Below are 16,383 nucleotides of genomic sequence, written 5' to 3' on the forward strand. Positions count from 1 at the left end.
GGCATCCGGAAACCGGGTGCCAGCCTCGTCGAGGAGGTGTCACCGGTCAAGCAGGGTTTCTCGCCACATCACCTGTACCGACGCTTGCGTGAATCAGCAGCAATCCTTCCGCATTGAACAGCGGATGGTCGCGGACAGAATTATTCCGGTGTCGCCCGCTGCGGCGCACCACTGCGGGGAATCGGCCAGTTCAGCCGCCCGCTCGATACCCGTCGCCGACGGTGCCCGCCACGGCGAACTCCGCGTCGCGTCTCTGATCGGATGCGGCAGACCTCGGCGCTTTCCTTGCCGTAGCCGAAATGTGTGAGCATTCGCTCGGCCAGTTGCTGGACTTTCACAGCCTCGTTGCAGCTCCGCCTGCGACCAATTCGCTCTCCGTTCGCAGAGACGGACAGCTTCGATGCTGTCTTGGTTTCTCAGCGGTTGGAACGGTCGCGGTCATCGATGAGGTTCACCTTTCCCGGTCCTGACGACGAACCGGCGCCGGCCCGGCGTTCCGCATGGTGCCCGGAACGCCGTAGTGGCCGGCGCCGGCCCGGAGTATCAGTGATGGCCGCCGGGCATCAGCGGCGGCCCCCGGAGATCACGGAGATCAGAGGCGGCCCCCGGGAACGACCGTGAACGTCCCGGGACCGGCCGGCAGGTTCACCGTGTACTGGCGCAGATACGTGTCCAGGAACGGCGAGCGGTCACCGGCGGTGGCGACGTCGTCGGCCGGGTCGTCCAGGGCCAGTTTCAGCTGCGCGCCCCTGACCTCGATCGTCTCGCCGGAGGGCGTGTCGCGCCACGAGCCGGTCTGGACGGAGCCGATCTCCACGGCCAGCACGTGCCCGGCCGCCAGGGTCCAGTCGGTCGCCTTGAGGTCGACGGCCAGGCGGCCCGAGTCCAGCAGGGAGACCTGCTCGTCGAACATGACGGCGGTGCCGTCCGGGGCGACGTCGTACAGCTTGAGCATGACGTTGCCCTCGCCCCTCGCGGTGAGGGAGACCCGCGGGGTGCCGGTGACGCGCACGTCCCGCTTCAGCGGCTTGGACCACACGAAGAAGCTGGACGTGGTCTCACCGGCCTGCTGGCGCTCGGCCTGCTCCCCGGCCAGGCCCTTCGGGGCGACCCGGTCGGTCCTGGGCGCGTTCTCCATGTCCCACTCGCCGTACGGTGACGGCTTGTCGAGCGTCCGCGGTGCCGCGTCGCCGGACTCGGCCAGGGCCGCGCTCGCGGAGGCGCCGCCGTCGTCCACGTACGAGCCGCCGCCGAGCGGGAGGGTGACGGACCGTTCGACGACCGGCCACTTCTTCTGCGCACGCCAGGCGCCGGTGTTGTCCTCGACGACGTAGGCCGGGTAGCGGACCGCCGGCCTGACACCCTTGAGGTACTGATCGAAGAAGGAGAGCGTCTCCTCGTACCAGCCCTCACGGCCCATGGCCAGGCGCCCGTCGCTGACGCGGTCGCCGCCGCGCACGTGGTCCCACTGGCCGAGCCAGCCGCGCTCGACACCCCGGTGGTTGTCGAGGTACTCCTCCATCTCCTCGGGCTTGGTGTTGTTCTCGATGAAGCCCTGGGTGACGAACAGCGGGGTGTCACTGCCCTCGGCCAGCTTCGCGAGGTCGCGGGCCTTCCAGTGCGGGTCCCGCTGGTCGGCTATGCGGTACCCGGCCGAGTTCTCCGTGAGGCACTCCGGGTGGCTCTCCTCGTACCGGGCGTTGGCCTGGTAGCGCGGGTCGTCGTCCGCCAACGGGGCGGTGGTGGCTATGGAGTTGTACGCGCCGGCGGTGCCGGTGACGTTCGGGCGGGGCACGCCGTTCGAGTAGATGTACTGGTACATGTCCCAGACGGGCTCCTGGGCGACGACCGCCTTGAGCGCGCGCTGGTCCAGGTTGTTGCCGATAAGGCCCGTGACGGCGTCGTACGACTTGCCGTACATGCCCACCTTGCCGGTGGACCAGGGCTGCTTCGCGGCCCAGTCGATCGCGGCCTTCACGTCGGCCTGCTCGCCGGGGCCCGCCCAGTCGAGGCAGCCGGTGGAGCCGCCGAAGCCGCGCAGGTCCACCATGACGAAGGCGTAGCCGTTGTCGAAGACGTCGGCGCCCTCGATGAAGTCCTGGAAGCGGGACGAGGGTCCGGTGTGCGTCCAGCCTTCGGGGCCGGTCTGCCCGGAGTGCCCGAAGTACGGGCCCACGGACAGGATGACGGGGACCCTTTTGCCCTTGCGCAGTCCCTCGGGCAGCAGGACGTCGGCGTGCAGTTCGGTGCCGGAGCCGTCCGAGGACGGGAAGTAGTGCTGGGTCCAGACCGAGCCCTCCGGGACGCGGTCGTTCTCCTCGTGGGTGACGGGGTCGGTGGCGGTGGCCACCGACCCCGGGCGCGCCTGTGCACGCTCCTGCGCCGTGGCGGCGGGGACGGTGAGCGTGCCGGTGAATGTGAGGGTGGCGACGAGTGCCGAGGCGGCCCAGGCGGCCGTGCGACGTCTTTTCACGTGCTCCTCCCGGAATGATGAGTACGGGGTGGTGCAGGTGGTTCCAGTAGTGCTGGTAGTGCCGTTGGTGCCGGTAGTGCCGGTAGTGCCGGTGGTGCAGCGGCCCCGGCCCGCCTTCGGCGAGGCGACGACGGGCGGGCGCACGGACGGACGCGGCGCACGCGCGCACGCGGGACGTTGTGCCGCGGGCGCGGGTGCGGGCGCGAACTCGAGCGGACTCGGGCCGACGACGAGGGATCCTATGATCAACCTGAGAATTCGTCATCGGCGCGATGTGTAAAGCGTGTTACCGATGTGACCCGCCGACGGCCACCTCAGCGGTGATGGACGGCCGGCGGCCGCCCGTCCCACCTCGTGGACCCGGCCCGGGGTGTCGAAGATGCCGCTCGGGATCTCCGGGTCCATCAGCTCGGCGGGCGTGCCGTGGGCCGCGAGTGCCCCGTCGCGCAGGGCCAGGATGCGGTCGGGGTGACCGGCGGCGATGTCGATGTCGTGGACGACCAGGACCACGGTCTTGCCGAGATCGTCGGCGCCGGCCCGGAGCCGTTCCGTCATGCGTACGCCGTGCTTGATGCCGAGGTTGTTCAGTGGTTCGTCCAGCGGGACGTAGTCGGTGTCCTGGGCGAGCACCATGGCGACGTGGGCACGCTGGCGCCGGCCGCCGGAGAGCTGGTCGAGGTGGCGGCCCGACAGTCCGGCGAGGTCGAGGAAGTCCAGGGCGCGGTCGATGTGGACGACGCCCTCGGGGGTGAGGCGGCCGCGGCCGTGCGGGAACCGGCCGAGGGCGACGAGGTCGCGGACGGTGACGCGGACGGTGGAGTGGTTCTCCTGGCGGAGGGCGGCGAGCTTGCGGACGATCTCGGTCGAGGACGCCCGGTGCACGTCGGCGCCGTCCAGCGGCACCGTGCCCGAAGTGGGATCGGTCAGCCGCCCGAGCAGGGTGAGCAGGATGGACTTGCCCGCGCCGTCGGGGCCGATCAGCGAGGTCACCCCGCCGCACGCGTTTTACCTGTTCTTGACATTGGGTCACTTGTCACCGCAAAGGGCGCCGTTTTGTGCCGTTTGCGCGGACCGGCAGCTCGTGCTCAGATCCGGTAGGTGACGGTGGTGACGGCAGGTGACCGGATGACACTCGTGCTGTCGCTGGACGGCCTCGACGCGGCGACGCGCTGGCTGGACCTGGCCGGTGTCCTCGTCTGCGCTCTGCTGGGGGGTGTGGTCGCCCGGGCCGAAGGGCTGGACCTCTTCGGCTACCTCGCGGTGGGCACCGTCTCGGGCCTGGGCGGAGGAATCGTCCGAGACACGTTGCTCCAGCACGGCACGCCTGTCGCGCTCACCGATCCGGCCTATCTGCCCGTCGCTTTCGCGGGAGCGTTCCTGGCCTTCGTCTTCTCCATCGGCGAGGAGCTGTGGCACAGGATGTTCGTCGTGCTGGACGCCGCGGTGATCGGTTTCTGGTCGGTCGCCGGCGCCCAGAAGACCCTCGCGGCCGGGCTCGCGTGGCTGCCCGCCGTGCTGCTGGGCACCATCACGGCCGTGGGCGGCGGCGCCGTGCGCGACCTGCTGCTCCGGCGCGTCCCCGCGGTCTTCGGCGGCAACGGGCTGTACGCGACCGTGGCTCTGGCGGTGTCGGGCGCGTACGTCCTCCTCCACCGGACGGGCCATCCCGGCGCGGCCGTCGTCTGCGGAGTGCTGCTGGCCGTGGTCTTCCGCGTGGTGGCGTACCGGCGGGGCTGGTACCTGCCCGGCGGGCTGCCGCTGGAACCTCGCACCGCCGTGCACGCGGTACGCCGCTCGACACGGCGTGCCGGCGGCACCGTGCGGCGTACCGCCGGCACAGCCGGGCGTACGGTCGGCGCCGCGCGCAACCGCGTCCTGCGCAAGAGCCGGACGGTCCGGAAGAACAACCGAACGAAAGGGCCGACTTCATGACCTCGTCCTCGACCTCGTCCTCACCCCTCGGCACGGTGCTCGCCGGGCTGCCCGGGATCCGGGACGCCGCCGAGGCGTTCTACAAGGACCTGCACGCCCACCCCGAGCTCGGCCTCGACGAGCACCGCACCGCGGGCCGGGTGGCGGAGCGTCTGCGCCACTGGGGCTACCGGGTGACCGAGGGCATCGGGGGGACGGGGGTCGTCGGCGTCCTGGCGAACGGCGAAGGCCCCACCGTGCTGTTCCGCGCCGACATGGACGCCCTGCCCGTCCAGGAGGCCACGGGCCTCCCCTACGCCTCGACGGTGACCACGACCGGGCCGGGGGGCCACGCACAGCCGGTGATGCACGCGTGCGGCCACGACATGCACATCACCTGCCTCCTCGGCTTCGCCGCGCTCATGGCCGAAGCGAAGGACGTCTGGCAGGGCACGGTCGTCGCTCTCTTCCAGCCCTCCGAGGAGCGGGGCGACGGCGCCGACGCCATGCTCGACGACGGTCTCGTGGACCGCATCCCCCGGCCGGACGTCGCCTTCGCCCAGCACGTGCTGCCGCTCCCCGCCGGCTGCGTGGGCGTCCGGCCCGGTCCCTTCCTCTCCGCCGCCGACAACCTGCGCATCACCCTCTTCGGACGGGGCGCCCACGGCTCCATGCCACAGGCGGGCATCGACCCGGTCGTGATGGCCGCGATGTGCGTCGTACGCCTGCAGACCATCGTCTCCCGGGAACTGGCCCCCACCACACCGGCCGCGCTGACCGTGGGCAGCATCGTCGCCGGTACCAGCCCCAACGTCATCCCCGAGTCGGCGGTGATCGAGCTCAACATCCGCACCTACGACGACACGACCCGCAGAACGGTCCTCGACGCGGTCCGGCGCTGCGTCGACGCCGAGGCCGCCGCCTCGGGCGCGCCGAAGGAGCCCCTGATCGAGCGGCTCGGCGAGTTCCCCCCGACCGTCAACGACGCGGGGGTGGCCGAGCGGCTGGACAGGGCCTTCCGCGCCCACTTCGGCGACGACGCGGGGACCATCGCACTGCAGACGGCGAGCGAGGACTTCAGCAAGATCCCGGACGCTTTCGGCATCCCGTTCGCCTACTGGGGCATCGGCTGCGTGGACCCCGGCACGTACCGGACCGCCGCCGGACGCGGCACCGTCCAGCAGGACATCCCGGTCAACCACTCCCCCGCCTTCGCCCCCGTCGTCCAGCCCACCCTCGACACCGGTGTCAGCGCGCTCACGGTCGCCGCCCTGGCCTGGCTCGGCGGGAAGAACACCTGATCCGAGCGCCAGGACCTCGGCCCCGGCCCGCCGCCCGGACCCGTTCAGATGCGATCGGCCGCGATGAGCAGGTAGTGGAAACTGTTCTCCTTGTACGCGGTCAGGAACGCCTCCTCGATGCCGGTGGCGACCGAGGACCTGGCCCGCAGCTCCCAGTACGGGATGGTCGCGGCGGTCAGGTCGACGACGCGGATCGGGACGAGGTTGTTGGCCGCCAGGGCCCGGAAGTACTCACTGCGCGGATGGATGTTGCAGGTGTAGTGCTCGTCGATGCGGCTGACCGCCTTGGACCGCATGCCGGTGACGTCGTTGGAGCAGCCGGTGACGCACACGTACCGGCCGCCGTACCCCAGAAGCCGGGAGAACTCGGTGTAGAGCTCGGACAGGTCCACGTACATGGTGCTCTCGTCGGTCCAGACCGCTCGCCGGGATCCGGTGGCGAACCCCGTGTCGAGCATGTTGCGGAGGTGGAACCGCACCTTGTCGGCCACACCGCGCCGGACGGCCTGCTCGTTCGCGAAGCCGGCCTGGTACTCGGAGATCGTCACGCCGTCGACCTCGCAGCCGAAGCGGGCGTGCGCCATGAAGCTGGTGCCGCCCCTTCCCGAGCCGGCGTCCAGCAGTTTGTCACCGGGGAGGATCCGGCCTAGGTGGTCCAGGAGCAGGTCCGCCTGGGCGGTCTCCAGGCGGTGCAGCTCCTCGATGACACGCCGGTCCCTCGTGTCCTGGGGACCCTCCAGGACCAGGGGATCGTAGTCGCCGACGCCGTAGTGGTGGTGGTAGAGGCCGTCCACCTCGCCGAGGCGGAGGTTGGCCGGGTCCTGCCGGTGGGTGTTCCAGTACTCCGCCACCGACCTCTGGTAATCGGTGCGCAGCACGCTGTCCGTGGCGGTCGTCCTGGCGGGGGAAGTGGGCATGGCGGACTCCTTGTCTCCGAGCGTGGGGCGAGAATCCAGAGGCGGGGGCGGGGAACCAGGTGCGGACGTCAGGCGGCGGTGGCCGTGTAGCGGGCCGTTCCGGCGTGCCACTCGCGGCTGCCGCCGAGCCAGGCCCACACTCCGGCGAGGAAGCGACGCAGCTCCGGGCTGCCCGTGCGGGCCAGGGCGGCCGCCTCGGTCTCGTAGGTGTGCATCAGTTCGTCGTGGAGTTCCACGGTGCGGTCGACCGCTTCCCGCAGTGAGCACCGCTCCTCGGCGGCGATCAGCCGGGGCAGGCTGAAGTCCGTCGGGTCCTCCTTGGCCATGGAGTACAGGTCGTTCACGATGACGCTCGCCGATCCGGCCATGGTGAACGCCCGGCGCACCCGGGGATCGGCGAACTCGGCCTGCGGCAGCTGGTAGCCGGCCACCGCGTCGACCAGCACCATGCACGGCACGAAGCTGTTCTCGTGCCGGTGCGTCAGGAACTCCCAGACCGGCGGGGTGTGTCCGGCCGTGGCCCAGACGGCCTCCTGGTTGTAGGCGACGAACATGATGGCCAGCTCGTGGCGGAGCCGCTGCACCTGTGTGGTCGTGACATATGTGGCGAGGCCCCCGAGGGCGGACCTGAGGGCGACCATGACCGGGTCGTCCCGCACCACGCGTTCGAGCTCGGGTGCGTAGCGCAGCGGCAGATGGGCCTGGTCGACGACCGAGTGGGCGATCGCCAGGCGCCGGCCGAGCAGTTCCGGGTGCGGTTCCTCCGCCTCGCCGTCGAGGTAGTGGTCGTCGACGGCCCATTCGGACAGCGCGCACTTGGCCGCCGCCAGCAGCCGGTCGGGGTCGTCGGTCTCCGGATGGGCCAGCATGATGAGGCGCCCGAAGTCCGCCGAGCGGACCGTGTCGAGCCGGCCGGGGTAGATGCCGGTCTCCTCGGCCCAGGCGACCAGCCGGTCGTTGACCGCCTCGCCGAGGGCGGGGTCGTCACGGACGGCGGGCGGACAGTACAGCACCGGGCTTGCGCCCTGCTCTCCCTGGCCCCGTGACGGCTGCGCCGGCGGCCGCCGGGCCCACAGGCGGGCCGCGGAGGTGCCGAGTCCCGTGGGGCCGGTGACGGCGAACGGCCGCGCGGCCGGCGTCGGCCCGGCCGGTGCCGGCCCGGCCGGCACCGCCCCGGTCGCCGGGACCCCGGTGGACGGCACGGGGGTGAGGACGTCCCGGCGGCCGGGGCGCCTCGGGTCGAGCAGGAGGGCGGCCACCGACTCCGCCAGCCCGTGACGTGCCACGGGCGCCAGGCAGCGGGAGATCAGCGACATCCCCGTCAGCTCCCGTTCGCACGGGCGGTCTCGACGTTCTCCAGCAGGCCCAGCGCGTCCGGCACCAGGGCCGCCGCCGAGAAGTACGTACTGACTAGGTAGGAGATGACGGCCTGGTCGTCGATGCCCATGAACCGCACGTTCAGCCCCGGCTCGTACTCGTCCGGGATGCCGACCTGGTGCAGGCCGACCACGCCCTCGTCGTCCTCGCCCGTGCGCAGGGCGAGGACGGACGACACGCCCGCCGCCGAGACCGGGATCTTGCTGCACGGCAGCAGCGGCACGCCCCGCCAGGCGGGGAGGTGGTGACCGTCCAGCTCGACCGGGGTGAAGTAGATGCCGCGTTTGTTGCACTCGCGGCCGAAGGCGGCGATCGCCCGCGGGTGGGCGAACAGGAAGCGGGTGCCGCGCCTCATGCTCAGCAGCTCGTCCAGGTCGTCCGGGGTCGGCGGCCCGGAGTGGGTCGAGATCCGCTGGTCGAAGTCGGCGTTGTGCAGCAGCCCGAAGTCGGGGTTGTTGACGAGCTCGTACTCCCGGCGCTCGTACAGGGCCTCGACGGTCAGCCGCAGTTGCTGCCCGGTCTGGTCCATGGGGTCGTTGTAGAGGTCGGCGACCCGGCTGTGCACGCGCAGGACCGTCTGCGCCACGCCCAGTTCGTACTCGCGCGGCCGGAGTTCGTAGTCGGCGAAGGTGCCCGGCAGTGTCGGCTCCCCCGTGTGCCCGGAGGTCACCGCCAGGTCGGCCTCACCCGACTTGTTCAGGGACTTGTCCTCGTCGGCACGCCGCCGCCGTACGTGCTCCCGCAGCTTCTCGTGCTGTCCGGCGACGGCCTGGTACGCCGGGTACGGCAGCTCCAGCACGGTCGTGGGGGTCAGGGCGCGGGCGGTGAAATCCCAGGTGCCCTCCGCGCCGGCGAGCACCCGGCCGCCGAGGCTGTCCCCGTCGGCGAGGAATCCCGTGACCGCCTCGCCGCCGTACGGCCCCGCACCGACCTTCTCCACCTTGCCGTGGGCGATCAGGTACACGTGGTCCGCCCTGCCGCCCGACTCCACGATGGCCTGGCCGGGTTCGAACTCGCGCTGTGTGAACCTCTCCGCCAGCGCCTTGAGCACATCGGCGTCGTCGAAGCCCCGCAGCAGCGGCAGTTCGGTCAGCTCCGCGGGAACGACCTGGACCTGCGCGCCGGTCTGGACGAAGCTCACCCGTCCGTCACCGACGACGTACGCCAGGCGGCGGTTGACCCGGTACGTGCCCCCCGCCACGTTCACCCAGGGCAGCATCCGCGTCAGCCAACGCGAGGTGATCGCCTGCATCTGGGGTCGGGTCTTGGTGGTCGTGGCCAGGTTCCGTGCCGCGGCCGTGCTGAGACTCTGCTGTTCCCGTTCCTCGGGGTCCTGTGCCCGGGTCGTACCCGTCTCGACCGACATCGACTGCCTCTCCGTCGTTCCGACCATGGGTGAACGGCCCGGCCGAGCCGACGCGCGCGGAGCGCGGAGCGGTCGGGCTTTCGGCTGCGCCAGGAAATTCATAGTCATGACGGAAATGACTAAGAAGGCCGGTATGGGCCATTCCTTTCCGGTCGGACGCGCCCACGGGCCGCCGGGGCCGCGGCCCGCCGGGGACGTCACACACTCCCCCCGAGGCCGCGGCCCACCGTTCCGCCGCGGGGCCGGTGGCGGTGCGGGTCAGTGGAGGCTGCCGACCAGGCCCACGTGGAACGGGGTCAGTTCGTCGACGCGGCCGGCGAGGATCTTCGTCAGCCACTCCGGATCGCCGAGGAGCGCGCGGCCCACCGCGACCAGGTCGAACTCCTCGCGCTCCATGCGGTCGAGCAGGTCCGCGATGTCCGTGACGCGCGCCTGCTCCCCCTGGAACACCTGGAGGAACTCGTTGCTCAGGCCCACCGAGCCCACGCTGATGGCGGGCTTGCCGGAGACCTTCTTCGCCCAGCCCGCGAGGTTGAGGTCGGAGCCCTCGAACTCGGGCAGGTGGAAGCGCCGGGTGGAGCAGTGGAAGATGTCGGCCCCGGCCTCGGCCAGCAGTCCGAGCACGGTCTCCAGCTCCTGCGGGGTCTCGGCGATCCGCGCCTGGTAGTTGTTCACCTTCCACTGGGAGAGCCGGAAGGAGATCGGGAAGTCGTCGGACACGGCCGCCCGGCAGGCCGCCACGATCTCGGCGGCGAACCGGGTGCGCCGGGCGACGTCGCCGCCGTAGCCGTCGGTACGCCGGTTGGTGCGGGACCACAGGAACTGGTCGACCAGGTAGCCGTGGCCACCGTGGATCTCCACGCCGTCGAAGCCCAGGGCCTCGGCCGACGCCGCGGCGGAGGCATAGGCGGCGACCACGTCGTCGATGTCGGCCCGGGTCATCTCCTGGCCCGCGTGCGAGCCGTCCAGGGCGATGCCGGAAGGGCCGATCCGCGGGGCGTCGGGCACCGGCGGGTTGCCGGCCGTACGGTCCATGCCGACGTGCCACAGCTGCGGCATGATCCGGCCGCCCTCCCGGTGGACCGCCTCGGCCACCGCGGACCAGCCGGCCAGTGCCTCGTCACCGTGGAAGTGCGGCACGCGGGCGCTGTTGCCCGCCGAGGCGTGGCCGACGTAGGTGCCCTCGGTGATGATCAGTCCGACGCCGCCCGCGGCCCGCCGGGCGTAGTAGCGCGCCACGTCCTCGCCCGGTACGCCGCCCGGGGAGAACTCGCGCGTCATGGGCGCCATGACCACACGGTTGGGCAGGCTGAGGCTGCCCAGGGAGAAGGGACGGACCAGGATGTCCTGGGCACGCTGTACCGCATTAGTGAGCATCGGTTTTCGCCTTCGACAGGGAGCCGACCGCACGGCGGCGGGGGATTCCACCGTGCGGTCAGTGGCTGGGATGGGTGAGTGGTGGTACTGGTGCGGCCTGGCCACCCGGTCCGCGGTGACGCGGGGATGTGGGCCGGGCCCGCTCGGGCCGTGCACGGCGCGCAGGTCTCCCGGTGCGCCGCGCGGACGGCCGTGTTCAGTCCGCCGGTGACGTACGGACCGAGTCCTTCCCCGGGGCGCCGCCCGGGGCCGTCGGAGCGGCGTCCGCCGGGTCGGCGGCCGGTGCCGGGCGGATGAACCACGCCGTGGCGAACGTGAGCACCGACAGGACGGCCGCGCCGACCACGACCCCGTGCAGTCCGCTGCTGACGGCGTCCTCGACGGTGTGCCGCACTTGGTCGGACAGGTCCTCCAGCAGGGCCGGGGTCAGCTCGCCGCCGCTGGTGAGCCGTTGCTCCGCGTCGGAGCCGAGCCGCTCGGCGAGGACGTCCCCCATGCGGCTGCTGTGCACGGCGCCGAGCACGGCGACACCGAGGGAGCCGCCGATGGTGCGCACCAGGGTGACGGTGCCGGTGGCGGCGCCCATGTCCCGGGGGGCGGCGTTGTTCATGGTGGAGAGCAGGGTGCTCTGCATCAGGATGCCGACACCGATCCCGACGGCGAGGGTCAGGGCCGAGGCCGCGGCGACGGGGGTGTCCGTGCCGAGCAGGAGCAGCAGCAGCGCGCCGACGACGGTGACGACGCCGCCGGTGAGCGGCACGATCCGGTCCAGTCCGCCGCGGTCCATCAGCCGCCCGGTGGTCAGCTGGGCCGCCAGCATCCCGAGCATCAGCGGCAGGATCAGCATGCCGCTGACCGTGGGCGTGGCGCCCTGGACGAACTGCATGTACTGCGGGAGGTAGTTGATGACGGAGACGAGGACGGCGCCGACCAGGAAGCTGAGCACCTGGGCAAGGGTGAACTCCCGGCTGGTGAACAGCCGCGGCGGGGTGATCGGTTCAGGGGCGCGCCGCTCCACGCGGACGAACCAGGCGAGGCTCGCCACGACCACGACGGCGAGCGCGGCGATCTGCCAGGACGTCCACGCGTAGGTGCTGCCGGCCCAGCCGGCGAGCAGGGTGAGCGCCAGGATGCCGCTGGTGAGCAGGGCGGCGCCCAGGTAGTCGACGCGCCCCGTGACACGTTGCGCGGGCAGCCGTACGCCCTTGGCGACGGCCAGCAGCGCGACGAGGCCGATGGGAACGTTGACGTAGAACGTCCAGCGCCAGTCCAGACAGTCGGTGATGAATCCGCCGAGCAGGGGGCCGCCGACGAAGGAGATCGGCAGCATGACGCCCACCATGGACTGGATACGGCCGCGCTCCTGCGGCGGCACCAGGACGCCGATCACCGACAGCGCCCCCACCATCAGCCCGCCGGCGCCGATGCCCTGCAGAGCACGGAAGGCGATGAGCTGGCCCATGTTCTGGGCCAGGCCGCACAGCACCGTGCCGACCAGGAAGACCACCACGGAGCTGCTGTAGGCGCCCTTGCGGCCGTACAGGTCGCCGAGTTTGCCCCACAGGGGTGTGGCGGCGGCCATGGTGAGCAGATACGCCGTCACCGACCAGGAGAAGTGCTCGAGTCCGCCGAGGTCGCCCACGATCGTGGGCAGCGCGGTGCTGACGATCTGCCCGTCGAGGTTCGCCAGGAAGATGCCGAGCATCAGTCCGAAGACGCCCAGGCGGGGCAGGGCGGCCCGGCCGGGTGCGGTGGGAGTGGGTGTCGGGCGGTCGTTCATCGCTGCCCCCCAGGCAGAGGTGGTGGGACGTCAGACGGCGTAGGGGCGGGCACGCCTGGCCTCGCGCAGGGCGTGCCCCCACCAGGTGAGCTGGTCGAGCAGGGCCTTGGCCGCGACGTCGCAGCCGGGGTCGCTCGGCTTGCCGTCGGCGTTGAAGACCTCGCCGTAGTTGTGGAAGCTGACGGTGTTGCGGACGGTGACGGCGTGCAGTTCCGCCAGGACCACGCGGAGCTGCTCGACGGCGCGCAGGCCGCCGGCCAGACCGCCGTAGGAGACGAAGCCCACCGGCTTGCCGTGCCACTGCTCGTTGTGCCAGTCGATGGCGTTCTTCAGCGGCGCCGGGAAGCTGTGGTTGTACTCCGGGGTGACGATCACGAAGGCGTCGGCCTCGGCCAGCCGCGGCGACACCGCGCCGAGCTGCGCCACCACCTCGTCGGAGGGGGTCTGCCCGAAGGCGGGGAACACGGTGGGCAGCGGGGTCTCGACGAGGTCGACCACGTCGGCCGTCATGTCCTCGCGTTCGGCGATGTGGCCGGTGATCCAGTCGGCGACGACCGGGCCGAACCGGCCGTCCCGGGTACTGCCGATGATCACCGCGATGCGCAGGGGGCCGCCGGTCGCGTCAGCCATGGGAAACACCTCCGTGTGTGCGACGCCGTGTGTGTACGGCGTACTCTGGATGTACAACGTACACACGGTCGCGTACATCGTCCACCACTTCTATACGGCGTACGCGGCCGGTACGCTGTACACAGCACCGCCCGGAGGAAGGAACCCACGCGATGCCCTCCCAGGAGCGACGGGTACGGACCGAGGACCAGGAGCACGTCTCCGTGTGGGAACGCCTCGGACGCCCGGCACCCGCCCCCCGCACCACCCTCACCCCCCGACGGATCGCCCGAGCCGCGGTCGGCATCGCCGACGCCGAAGGGCTGGACGCGGTCACCATGCGCCGCCTGGCCACCGAACTCGGCGTCGCCCCCATGGCCGCGTACCGCTATGTGACGGGCAAGGACGAACTCATCGAGCTGATGGTCGACTTCGTCTACGGCGAGCTGGAGCTGCCGGACGGCTCCGAGGGCTGGCGCACCACCATGCGCACGCTCGCTCTGCGCATCAGGGAGGTCCTCCTGCGGCACTCCTGGGTCACCCGGGCCACCTGGTGCGCCCCGACCCCGAGCCAGCTGGCCGTACCCGAGTCCGCCCTGGCCGCGCTCGACGGCCTCGGGCTGGACGCGGACACGGCGATGGCGGTCTACAGCACCGTCACCGCGTACGTGCACGGCGCGGTCGACTCGGAGGTCGGCCTGACCCAGCTGCTGCGGGTGCGCGGCTGGTCCAGCCGCGAGGAGGCCCGGTCCGGACTGGCCTCGCAGATGGCCTGGCTGTTGAGCACCGGCAGCTTCCCGATGTACGAGCGCTACATCGGCGAGGCCGACCGCAAGGACGACCTGCTGTGGCAGTTCGAGACCGGCCTGGACTGCGTCCTCGACGGCATCTCCGCCCGCCTGGAGATCTGAGGACATCTCCCGAACAGGTCACTCGGAAAAACAGCAGGCCCGCTACAGATGATGTACATGTAGCGGGCCTTGGCTTGTCCGTTCCGGAACTCCGAAACAGGTTCGCCTCACTTCTACGGCGGTGGGGGAACACTCTGAGGAGGGCGGCCGGTTCCTCGACGCCGAGAGCCGGTATCTGCTCGTCGAGGCCGACGAGCGGGACGCCCGCTCGACCCGCCGCCCGGCTCCGCCCGGGTCACCCCCGACCAGCTGACCTGGCTGGTCCGGCACGGCCACTACCTGAATGTGCAGGCCCGTACGCCGCCGGCTTGCCTCGACGCCGACCGGGCGGCCGCCCGATGAGCGCGCCGGTGCGTATCGGGGTGCTCGGCTGTGCGGACCGCCTGCACCGCGTCGTCGTCGAACAGCTCCGCGTACGGCCCTGATGGAGAACGTGATGTTCGTCCATCATCCCCGGCACGCGAAGGGCGGATCACGGTGGACCGGGCGTTCACCCCGCCGGCCGGCTTCGTGCCCCTGATCGGTCTGCACACGGGCATCACCACGGAGGAGATCCGGCTGGAACCCGCCGACCAGGTCGCGGCGACGGTCGGCGCCTTCGTCACCGCGGTCCGCGCCGGGTCCGCGCCCCGCACGGACACCCTGCGGCAGGCCGTCCTGCCGGACGCCGTCCGCCGCCGGTCCGCATGACGGAACTCACGCTGGGACGGGGCCGGTCGGCCCCCGAAAGGGACGCGGCCAGGAGATACCCATATCGGGGACAAGTGGCCAGATTCCCCACGAGGTTTAGGAAAAGTTAAGTAAACAATACCGCCGGGAGGTTGCGGAAAGCCACGCGGGCCATTGACGAGCGTCATGAAAGAAGCCATCTTCATCGCGAGAAGAAGCTCGTTCGATGAACCGCGAAAGCTGGGATGCCCATGCGAAAAATCCGGCACCGACTCACTTCCGCCCTGGCCGCCGCGGCCGCCCTTGCGACACTGTTCGCCTGGTCGGCGACACAATCCGCGGAGGCGTTCCCCGCGTCTTCCAAGCAGACTGTGCTGAACTATCTGCGCTCCGTTTCCGGAAACCACATCATTTCCGGCCAGCACAACAAGGAGCCCGCCTCGTCGCCCGGGCAGTACACACAGCAGGTCAAGGACGTCACCGGGCAGTATCCCGGTCTGTGGGGCGGGGACCTGATGTTCGCCGCCGCCGACGTGGCCAACCGCCAGCGGGTGGTGGACCAGGCGAAGACGGAGTGGGCGAACGGCTCGCTGGTCGCCCTGACCTGGCATGTCTGCCCGCCGACCGGCGGTAGCACCTGCGCGTTCGAGGGCGGCGTGAAGTCGAACATATCGGCTGCGCAGTTCTCGCAGATCATCACCGACGGCACTGCGCTGAACACCGCGTGGAAGCGGCGCCTCGACGAGGCCGTCCCCTATCTCCAGCAATTGAAGAACGCGGGCGTTCCCGTCCTCTTCCGCCCGCTCCATGAGATGAACGAATCATGGAACTGGTGGGGAAACCGGCCCGGAGCGAACGGCAGTGCGCGCCTCTACCAGATCACTCGGGACTACCTCGCCGGAACCAAAGGGCTGGACAATCTGATCTGGGTCTGGAACGTACAGGACAACCCGGCCGGCGGCTGGAGCAATTACTACCCCGGCGACCATTACGTGGATGTCGTCTCGCTGGACGTCTGGTACAAGAATCACCCCAGTTCCGCCGACTACCAGCAGATGCGGAGCATCGCGGGGACGAAGCCCATGGCCCTCGCGGAAATGGGCAAGATGCCGACCGCTTCGCTGCTGGAGAGCCAGCCCCAGTGGGCCTGGTTCATGATGTGGTCCGAGCAGTTGCGCGGGAACAACACCAACGCCGAGATCCAGGCGGCGTACTTCCACTCCCGCGTACTGAACCAGGGCGAGATCACCCTTCCCTCCTCCTCCGGCGGAGGCACCGGATCCAGCACCGGAGCCATCACCGGGTTCGGCTCGAAGTGCGTGGACGTCCGGGCCTCCGGCACCGCCAACGGCACCGCCGTGCAGCTGTACACGTGCGCGACCGGTGTCGCCCAGACCTGGACCGCGCCGGGCGACGGCACACTGCGCAACCCCGGCTCCGGAAGGTGCCTGGATGTCTCCGGCGCCGGCACGGCGAACGGCACCCCCGTCCAGATCTGGGACTGCAACGGGTCCGGCGCCCAGCAGTGGCAGTACGACAGCTCCACGCGGGCTCTGCGCAACCCCGCGTCGGGTCGCTGCCTGGACGTCACCGGCAACACGTCCGCCGACGGCACCCGGCTCCAGATCTGGGACTGCACCGGCGGTGCCAACCAGCAGTGGTCGCTGCCCTCCTGATCCCGCCGGTCCCCGC

The 16,383-nt window shown here is 70.9% G+C and carries 13 protein-coding genes and 1 pseudogene; 6 read left to right on the top strand and 8 right to left on the bottom strand.

All coding sequences use genetic code 11. The annotated features are described in order from the left end of the window. Positions 1-592 precede the first annotated feature (592 nt). On the bottom strand, positions 593-2,473 hold the full coding sequence (locus IE242_RS10580; protein WP_189857755.1) for a CocE/NonD family hydrolase: 1,881 nt from the start codon (positions 2,471-2,473) through the stop codon (positions 593-595). Between the two features lie 261 nt (positions 2,474-2,734). Further along, positions 2,735-3,463: an ATP-binding cassette domain-containing protein gene (locus tag IE242_RS10585; protein WP_229858732.1), complete on the bottom strand. Its 729-nt coding sequence runs from the start codon at positions 3,461-3,463 to the stop codon at positions 2,735-2,737. A 135-nt stretch (positions 3,464-3,598) separates the two neighbouring features. Between IE242_RS10585 and IE242_RS10590 the strand changes: the two genes are divergently transcribed. Next, positions 3,599-4,405, top strand: coding sequence for a trimeric intracellular cation channel family protein (locus IE242_RS10590; RefSeq protein WP_189857758.1), 807 nt, complete (start codon positions 3,599-3,601; stop codon positions 4,403-4,405). Next, on the top strand, positions 4,402-5,685 hold the full coding sequence (locus IE242_RS10595; RefSeq protein ID WP_189857760.1) for an amidohydrolase: 1,284 nt from the start codon (positions 4,402-4,404) through the stop codon (positions 5,683-5,685). The genes IE242_RS10590 and IE242_RS10595 overlap by 4 nt, the downstream gene beginning before the upstream one ends. 44 nt (positions 5,686-5,729) lie before the next feature. Here IE242_RS10595 and IE242_RS10600 read toward each other — a convergent pair whose 3' ends face one another. From IE242_RS10600 to IE242_RS10625, 6 genes are all read right to left on the bottom strand, one after another. Beyond that, complete coding sequence (locus IE242_RS10600) at positions 5,730-6,602, bottom strand: geranyl diphosphate 2-C-methyltransferase (RefSeq protein ID WP_189857762.1); 873 nt, start codon at positions 6,600-6,602, stop codon at positions 5,730-5,732. A 68-nt stretch (positions 6,603-6,670) separates the two neighbouring features. Beyond that, on the bottom strand, positions 6,671-7,918 hold the full coding sequence (locus IE242_RS10605) for a family 2 encapsulin nanocompartment cargo protein terpene cyclase (protein ID WP_189857764.1): 1,248 nt from the start codon (positions 7,916-7,918) through the stop codon (positions 6,671-6,673). A 5-nt stretch (positions 7,919-7,923) separates the two neighbouring features. Beyond that, complete coding sequence (locus IE242_RS10610) at positions 7,924-9,345, bottom strand: family 2B encapsulin nanocompartment shell protein (RefSeq protein ID WP_189857766.1); 1,422 nt, start codon at positions 9,343-9,345, stop codon at positions 7,924-7,926. A 258-nt stretch (positions 9,346-9,603) separates the two neighbouring features. Next, positions 9,604-10,722: an NADH:flavin oxidoreductase gene (locus IE242_RS10615; protein ID WP_189857768.1), complete on the bottom strand. Its 1,119-nt coding sequence runs from the start codon at positions 10,720-10,722 to the stop codon at positions 9,604-9,606. 196 nt (positions 10,723-10,918) lie between these two features. Next, positions 10,919-12,502, bottom strand: coding sequence for an MDR family MFS transporter (locus IE242_RS10620; protein ID WP_229858734.1), 1,584 nt, complete (start codon positions 12,500-12,502; stop codon positions 10,919-10,921). Positions 12,503-12,532: 30 nt separating this feature from the next. After that, the gene (locus IE242_RS10625) at positions 12,533-13,132 is read right to left on the bottom strand and encodes an NADPH-dependent FMN reductase (protein WP_189857770.1); all 600 of its coding nucleotides are present in this window, start codon (positions 13,130-13,132) and stop codon (positions 12,533-12,535) included. A gap of 152 nt (positions 13,133-13,284) precedes the next feature. Here IE242_RS10625 and IE242_RS10630 point away from each other — a divergent pair, with 152 nt between their 5' ends. The 4 genes and pseudogenes from IE242_RS10630 to IE242_RS10645 all read left to right on the top strand — a co-directional run bounded on the left by IE242_RS10630 (position 13,285) and on the right by IE242_RS10645 (position 16,367). Continuing rightward, positions 13,285-14,022 carry a TetR/AcrR family transcriptional regulator gene (locus IE242_RS10630; RefSeq protein WP_189857772.1) on the top strand — a complete coding sequence of 246 codons (738 nt, stop codon included), beginning with the start codon at positions 13,285-13,287 and terminating at the stop codon, positions 14,020-14,022. A gap of 130 nt (positions 14,023-14,152) precedes the next feature. Beyond that, positions 14,153-14,364 (top strand): annotated as a pseudogene (locus IE242_RS10635) (NDP-hexose 2,3-dehydratase family protein); the annotation flags it as partial. Positions 14,365-14,499: 135 nt separating this feature from the next. Next, complete coding sequence (locus IE242_RS10640) at positions 14,500-14,712, top strand: hypothetical protein (protein WP_189857774.1); 213 nt, start codon at positions 14,500-14,502, stop codon at positions 14,710-14,712. Between the two features lie 230 nt (positions 14,713-14,942). Beyond that, a complete protein-coding gene (locus IE242_RS10645) occupies positions 14,943-16,367 on the top strand; it encodes a glycosyl hydrolase (protein ID WP_268249443.1) in 1,425 nt (474 codons plus the stop codon). Positions 16,368-16,383 lie beyond the last annotated feature (16 nt).

Origin of the sequence: Streptomyces poonensis (genome assembly GCF_014650915.1) — a bacterium.
Taxonomy (GTDB): domain Bacteria; phylum Actinomycetota; class Actinomycetes; order Streptomycetales; family Streptomycetaceae; genus Streptomyces; species Streptomyces poonensis.